The organism is Nostoc sp. 'Peltigera membranacea cyanobiont' 232 (assembly GCF_002245985.1).
In the GTDB taxonomy this organism is placed as follows: Bacteria; Cyanobacteriota; Cyanobacteriia; order Cyanobacteriales; family Nostocaceae; genus Nostoc.
In genome coordinates, this window is the sequence record NZ_NOLK01000271.1 from 1 (window position 1) to 5,779 (window position 5,779).

The window sequence follows — 5,779 nt, forward strand, 5'->3', positions numbered from 1 at the left end:
CTCAATGGCGATCGCAGTATTACATCAAGGACAATTGCCTATCCCATCCCTGAACCTTCACTGTTCAATAGCTTTAAAATCTGTAGTGCCTATTCCGCATAGCTTAGAGCTTTTCTTAGTGCCATTCGTTCCGTTTCCTTAGTTGTAATTTTTGGGATATCGTTACTTTGCATAAATGCTTCCCTTGGTAAACGTTGCCGCCCTTTTTATAGTTATTGGTTTTTTGGGCGGTTTCGGTTCTAATCCTTTGTCAGTCGCCAAATAGCGAACCCAATTTCACCCGCCATCATTGTGCCGATGTTAAACAAAATACAGCCCAAAATCATGAATGGGGCTGTAAATTCAAATGGGTTACGAGCCGCAAAGGTGGTGACAATATCGAATGCCCAAACCGCAATCACAACTAATCCAGCACTAGAGCGATCGCGTATACCTGCGGTTTTGTAGTCCGCCCAGAGTTGACCTACCAAGTCAATCTTCCCACTAGGTTTGGTTTCAAGCTCATAAACCATGTGGTCTTGAAGTTCCCGTCGTGCGGAATCTGGGTTCTTACCGCGTAGGGCGTGGGCTTCAATTACCTGAACACCGATAGAAATTATGAATGCAAGGTAAGAAAACGGGTTGAACAGTGCAAACGGCACATTTAGCCAATTCCAAGCAGGCTCAAACCAGGGAAAAACAGGGGGCCCTTGAAAGATTAATTGCCAAGTTGAATCAGCACTAATCATGGAACCGCCGATAAATAAAATCCCGCCAACTAACGCGCGACCTGCACCTCCATTAGCAACAAACTGATTAACAATCGCGGCGGCTGCCCTAATAGGTAAACCAACAATCATCACTACAGCCTTGGCACAAAAATCGATGATTTCACCAAGCGATCGCTTCTTACCTTTAGGCTTACTATCGCTGTTGCCAGTACTATTAGTTTCCGCACTTGATGAACCATTAGCCATTACTTCCTCCTTACTGGTTTGATATTTTGAACAGTTTTACAAATGCCTTTAGCTTTGTATTTCCACTTCCAAATTCCTTCTTCAATTCGTCCAATACACCTGCCCGTCGCATCAAAAACATCAACAATCTCATCATCAAGATATAGGGTTGTGTCTGGTCTGGGATTGCGTTTACTGCTGTCAAAGTAATTGGTAATTCTCAACTTGCGACTTGTGGGCATCACTCCCGCCTCATATAGAGCATCACTGGTTTTTGCCCGTTCTTCTATGCGGGAACGTTCTAATTCTTCTGTGGCTTTTAGCCGTTGAAGCTCTGCATAAGCCCCCAACTTGGGTACTAAAGGGATGATTACAGGCAACATGCAGATGCCAACACCAGCCAAAGCTAAGTACAGTTGTTTCTTATACATGAGACTGCTGTGCTATAGCGCGTTCTTAGTACAAATTTTTCCCATGTTTCACACATAAAATGAGGCGTTTCATGTTTCACGACGCTGAAACATTGATGAAACCGTTGAAACAGTTTCGTGAAACAGTGCTGTGAAACATTAGCCTTCATAACGGCTTTCGAGCAAGGAATTGTCTAGTGTTCCATGTTTCACGTTTGATGTTTCATGCTGTTTCACGCCCTGAAACACTGATGAAACCGTTGAAACAGTTTCGTGAAACAGTGCTGTGAAACAGTTGGATGAAACACTACCCTTCATAACGCCTTTCGAGCAAGGAATGGACTGTTGTTTCATGTTTCACGTTCCATGTTTCACGCGGGGGAATGCTGTTTCATGCTGTTTCACGAGCCTGAAACACTGATGAAACCGTTGAAACAGTTTCATGAAACAGTGCTGTGAAACAGCTTTATGAAACACTACTGCTCATCACTCTTACTTTGATGCCCGTCCCAGAAAAGTCAATCCTGCACCAACAAGTAATCCCAGGGGAATAAACACCCCACTGCCGATTAATCCAGTAGCTACAACGCTACCAACAAGATATGCACTGCCACCTAAAGCGCCAACAACTGAAGTCGCAAACAATCCCGTACTGAGAATATCCATAACTTGATTTTTCCTTTGATGAGTTAATAGTTCTTGAAGTAGTCGGATTTCGGCAACAGTGGCAACAGTTTCATTTTGGATTTGTAACAATGCCGCCACTGTTTTATAAGCTTCTAAAATCGGATCTGTGTCCCCATCGAAGAAACTCTCTCCCGCAACAAATTGAGTCGCGCTTTGAGTTGTTCTTTTTTTTGAATCGACTTCCCCAGCCTTGTTGAGGCTTCTTCTGCCAAATTAATCAAACTCTGATCTATCTCGGTAATCTGGTTATCAACTTCCAACATGGATTGTTCAGCAAAGGCATCCAATACCGTCCCCTTGGCTCCAATCAAGGATTCCATGAATAACAAAGCTCCTGTGACACCAGTTGATGCACCCAAAATCTTAGATTGCTCATTTTGAACGGCTATAGCACCAGAAATAGTCTCTTTATCAGCCGCAGTCAACTTGTATGAGGCTTGTTGAATTGCTTCGTCAGCTTTGGTGATTGTGGCTTCAGGTATATCTGCTATAGGTGATTGTTGAGGCTGTAATATCTCACTATTAGTAATGTCTCGAAATTTAGCTAAAATCTCGTTTGGAACTTGTGAATCGACCGTCCATTTTTGCTCTGGATATTGGCGGCGTAGCTCATCAACTACCTTTCCTGGTACTTTGTTGAGAGCTTGTGCAAATTCTTTAACAATCATGATTTAGGCTCCTAAAAACTTTTCGGGGTGATTTTTTAATTCAATTGCCACCTTCTTCAAAGAACCTTTGGCTAAAACGTAACTTCTAATTCTTTGAAGCACAGGTAAATGCCAGTTTGTCAACTTCGCTCGTCCGTTTAGCCCTCCATTATCTTCGTCCCGAAAATCTTCAAATTCTGGCAAGTACAAAGAAGCTAAGTCTAAATACTTTTGGAACTGTCTAATTCCAACTGATGGCTCCAATTTCTTGGCTGCCTCCTCTCGTGTTAACAATTGTTCAACTACACAGCTTCCCTGAATTAGCAATGGTTTCGGCTCCTAGAGTTCCGACTGAGTTCCGACTGAGTTCCGATTGAGTTCCAGTTGAGTTCCGATTGAATTCCGATTGAATTCCGGTACTGATAATACTAATAATAAAAAAACCACCGACTGGTGGGGAGGGTTTTTCTAATGATTTAGTGTTTGGGAAACACTAACTTCTTAATAAGTAACTATGAATCGCCCCAAAATGGTTAAGTATATACGGCTTTGGTTCGACAAATCTGGAGCTACTTTCATCAGCTAACCAGTTTTTTAATGCCTCAACTGAGTAACCTGACAAACGACTCATTTGATAAGTCGAGAAATTATGGACTTTTTTAAATTCTTTAGGATGTATTGGCTTAATACCAATATTTTTCATTACGATTGCTCCTACTATTTGTGAAGCTATTGTGGGAGTATTCCATTTTTTAACGTACCATACCGCACAAACATTTGCAAACATAACGCAAACTGCCGTACTATCTTTATATTATTTCTCTGTTATGTATGCCGAAATCAGGATTTAAAACAATCACAGTACCGGACTGGATTGTTGATGAAATTAAGAGACAGCCTGACTATAAAGGGAATCAAGCTGCCACTTTGGGGGCGCTCGTTAGGGATGGTGTTGCGGCTCGTGGCGGAGAATTGGAAAACCCAGCAATATTCCTTGCACAAGTACTGAATCACTTACCTAATTGGGAGCGGCGCGAATCCTGGGAGTTAGCGCTGAGTATTTTGGGTTGGTTGCAAGAAACAGAGCGCCCTTCTAGTTAGCTTTGATGATATTACAGAGGTTTTCAGTTGTATGATTTTGCTGTTACGCGAACGCGCTACGCCGGAGCAACTTGAACTTATGCTGCAACAGCACAAGTTCTACATTAGAACCGCAGTTGATATCGAGCGTCGGGTGCTGGTTGGTGGTGGTGGTCTACACGCTGATTGTGAAGAAAAGTTGCTAGATGACGGCAGTAGACAACAAGATATTTGGGCTGCCAGTTTTATGCCGATAAGTGGAAAAATCATTTATGAGTCGATGGTTAATCTTCGTCCCCGGCAAAATAGATCAATGGAACTTTTAGACCCTAAAATTAGAGAAAGGGTAGCTCAACTGATTAACGAGTTCCTAGGAAATTTATGATCGAAGTGACACCAAAGCAACAAATTTTTATGCAAGATGATGTGACTACACGTTTACGTCGTCTAGTTACACACTTGTCACAAATTCAATCTTTGTGGACTCAAGGCTCATCAGAGGATTTAATACTGGCTTTGGTTGATGAAAGCCGATACTTTATTGAGTGGACTGTACCAGATATGGTAAAGGCAGATGATATTGACCGAGCCTGTGAGTTAGTTGATTTAGTTCGTCTTCTGACTCGTTGGCTATTCCATTGGGACAATATTTGGACTGATGCTGAACAAAAGCAATCTGCATCTCAAGAAATTTCGTATTGGTTACAGCGAGTTTCGGAAATATCACGTACAGAACCAGAATCAATGAGTGCTTGATCTCTATGAATTCTTCCTCTGTTTAACCAACAGCGATCTCAGGTACTGCCGACAAGCTGCTTCTCCCCGATAGATCAGAATTCGCAGCGCTTGTACTTCCTGTATCGGAGAAATACAAATCTCAGCGATCGCACTAATCAAATTCTGTTGCTTCTGCACATAATCTTGATGCTGCTGCTCTAACTCTTGAATCTTGGAGTTTAGCTGTTGTATCTGCCGTAATGCTTGCGTCAGGGACGATTCTTTGTTTCGAGAGGGATTATTTAAAGTTAATGTCATTTTCTTGCTCCTCTAAATTTAGATGGTTGAAAGGAACGAATTTCCATTAGTTTCAACTTTGAAAAACTGAATCGATTTCGCCGTTATCAATAGCCTTTTTTGCATGGCGAACAGCTTGCGTATGATTGTCAAAAGTTTGAGTTGAAGGTGATGCCCAAGTTGTTTTCAAAAAGCCCTGCTGACCAACATGAACATCCACAGCGCCATCTGATAACTCAGTACTCTCAATTTTGTAGCCGCCATGCTTGGTTTTGTACTCTTTCATTGTCCGTTTATCTCCCTAAAATTTATCTTGTTGAATGCTGAAACTTGCTCCGATTAGAGAACTCCCTAAGAAGGCTGAAAAACTTATCAGCATTGCACCCAGGCAGATATTTTTCTGTTGCTGCCAGCCAGAGATAATTATGTTGGGATTATTAGTCTCGATAATCTCCAACCCCCAACACCCCATTGCTCCAACTCCAGAGAATCCAGTAATCAGTAGAGAGATAATTGCAGTTGTTTCTATGGTACGCTCGATAAAAATCCTGGGGCTGAATCTTCTCCAAGTACGGCGGCGAAGAACCAATTTACTCTTGTGGTCTAATTGAGATTGGTAAACAATTTGTTTGTGGTTAGTCATTTCGTTTCTTCTAACTCCACATAGAAACCTGTACCAGTATTATTAATCTTCACCAACTTTCGATTGACCAGTGTTTGAATCACCCCCAGACTAAATTTGATACTGCATAATCGAGCGCTACCCCCACAGCGACGGAGGTACTGTAGGCACAATGAGGAATGGTCAGCAGGAATCGAGTGAGTTGATTTTCTCGGCATAATGTTTTTCCTATTAGTGTTATGAGAATAGGTGATTCCGTAAGGATTCAGGTGGCAGAGTATTGACAAAGGGAACACTTGAGGAGGACTATCATAGATATGAACGAAAACCTGCCTCAAGAATTAGACCGAGAAAGCTTGAACCAGTTATCAAAAGAAGAACTGG

At 42.0% G+C, this 5,779-nt stretch carries 13 protein-coding genes; 3 read left to right on the plus strand and 10 right to left on the minus strand.

Features of this window, described 5'->3' with window-relative positions:
• Positions 1 to 239 precede the first annotated feature (239 nt).
• From CDG79_RS38605 to CDG79_RS38630, 6 genes are all read right to left on the minus strand, one after another.
• Positions 240 to 956 carry a hypothetical protein gene (locus CDG79_RS38605; RefSeq protein ID WP_094346785.1) on the minus strand — a complete coding sequence of 239 codons (717 nt, stop codon included), beginning with the start codon at positions 954 to 956 and terminating at the stop codon, positions 240 to 242.
• The gene (locus tag CDG79_RS38610) at positions 956 to 1,366 is read right to left on the minus strand and encodes a hypothetical protein (RefSeq protein WP_094346786.1); all 411 of its coding nucleotides are present in this window, start codon (positions 1,364 to 1,366) and stop codon (positions 956 to 958) included. The genes CDG79_RS38605 and CDG79_RS38610 overlap by 1 nt, the downstream gene beginning before the upstream one ends.
• Before the next feature lie 471 nt (positions 1,367 to 1,837).
• Positions 1,838 to 2,110, minus strand: a complete 273-nt coding sequence (locus tag CDG79_RS38615) for a hypothetical protein (RefSeq protein ID WP_094346787.1) — start codon at positions 2,108 to 2,110, stop codon at positions 1,838 to 1,840.
• 14 nt (positions 2,111 to 2,124) lie between these two features.
• On the minus strand, positions 2,125 to 2,700 hold the full coding sequence (locus tag CDG79_RS38620) for a hypothetical protein (protein WP_094346788.1): 576 nt from the start codon (positions 2,698 to 2,700) through the stop codon (positions 2,125 to 2,127).
• Between the two features lie 3 nt (positions 2,701 to 2,703).
• On the minus strand, positions 2,704 to 3,006 hold the full coding sequence (locus CDG79_RS38625) for a hypothetical protein (protein ID WP_094346789.1): 303 nt from the start codon (positions 3,004 to 3,006) through the stop codon (positions 2,704 to 2,706).
• A gap of 166 nt (positions 3,007 to 3,172) precedes the next feature.
• The gene (locus CDG79_RS38630) at positions 3,173 to 3,466 is read right to left on the minus strand and encodes a hypothetical protein (protein WP_094346790.1); all 294 of its coding nucleotides are present in this window, start codon (positions 3,464 to 3,466) and stop codon (positions 3,173 to 3,175) included.
• Between the two features lie 44 nt (positions 3,467 to 3,510).
• Here CDG79_RS38630 and CDG79_RS38635 point away from each other — a divergent pair, with 44 nt between their 5' ends.
• The 3 genes from CDG79_RS38635 to CDG79_RS38645 are packed head-to-tail and all read left to right on the plus strand — an operon-like array spanning position 3,511 to position 4,515.
• Positions 3,511 to 3,780, plus strand: a complete 270-nt coding sequence (locus tag CDG79_RS38635; RefSeq protein ID WP_094346791.1) for a hypothetical protein — start codon at positions 3,511 to 3,513, stop codon at positions 3,778 to 3,780.
• Positions 3,781 to 3,811: 31 nt separating this feature from the next.
• Complete coding sequence (locus CDG79_RS38640; protein WP_069067953.1) at positions 3,812 to 4,144, plus strand: DUF5674 family protein; 333 nt, start codon at positions 3,812 to 3,814, stop codon at positions 4,142 to 4,144.
• Positions 4,141 to 4,515: a hypothetical protein gene (locus tag CDG79_RS38645; protein WP_094346792.1), complete on the plus strand. Its 375-nt coding sequence runs from the start codon at positions 4,141 to 4,143 to the stop codon at positions 4,513 to 4,515. The genes CDG79_RS38640 and CDG79_RS38645 overlap by 4 nt, the downstream gene beginning before the upstream one ends.
• A 3-nt stretch (positions 4,516 to 4,518) precedes the next feature.
• Here the strand turns inward: CDG79_RS38645 and CDG79_RS38650 are convergent, their stop codons facing one another.
• From CDG79_RS38650 to CDG79_RS38665, 4 genes are read right to left on the minus strand one after another with little or no spacing between them, the layout of a single operon-like run.
• Positions 4,519 to 4,794 (minus strand): hypothetical protein, encoded by a 276-nt coding sequence (locus CDG79_RS38650; RefSeq protein WP_094346793.1) that lies wholly within the window; start codon positions 4,792 to 4,794, stop codon positions 4,519 to 4,521.
• 52 nt (positions 4,795 to 4,846) lie between these two features.
• Positions 4,847 to 5,059 (minus strand): hypothetical protein, encoded by a 213-nt coding sequence (locus CDG79_RS38655; protein ID WP_094346794.1) that lies wholly within the window; start codon positions 5,057 to 5,059, stop codon positions 4,847 to 4,849.
• Positions 5,060 to 5,074: 15 nt separating this feature from the next.
• Entirely contained in the window at positions 5,075 to 5,416 is a 342-nt protein-coding gene (locus tag CDG79_RS38660) for a hypothetical protein (protein WP_094346795.1), read from the minus strand.
• On the minus strand, positions 5,413 to 5,613 hold the full coding sequence (locus CDG79_RS38665; protein WP_094346796.1) for a hypothetical protein: 201 nt from the start codon (positions 5,611 to 5,613) through the stop codon (positions 5,413 to 5,415). The genes CDG79_RS38660 and CDG79_RS38665 overlap by 4 nt, the downstream gene beginning before the upstream one ends.
• Between the last annotated feature and the right edge of the window lie 166 nt (positions 5,614 to 5,779).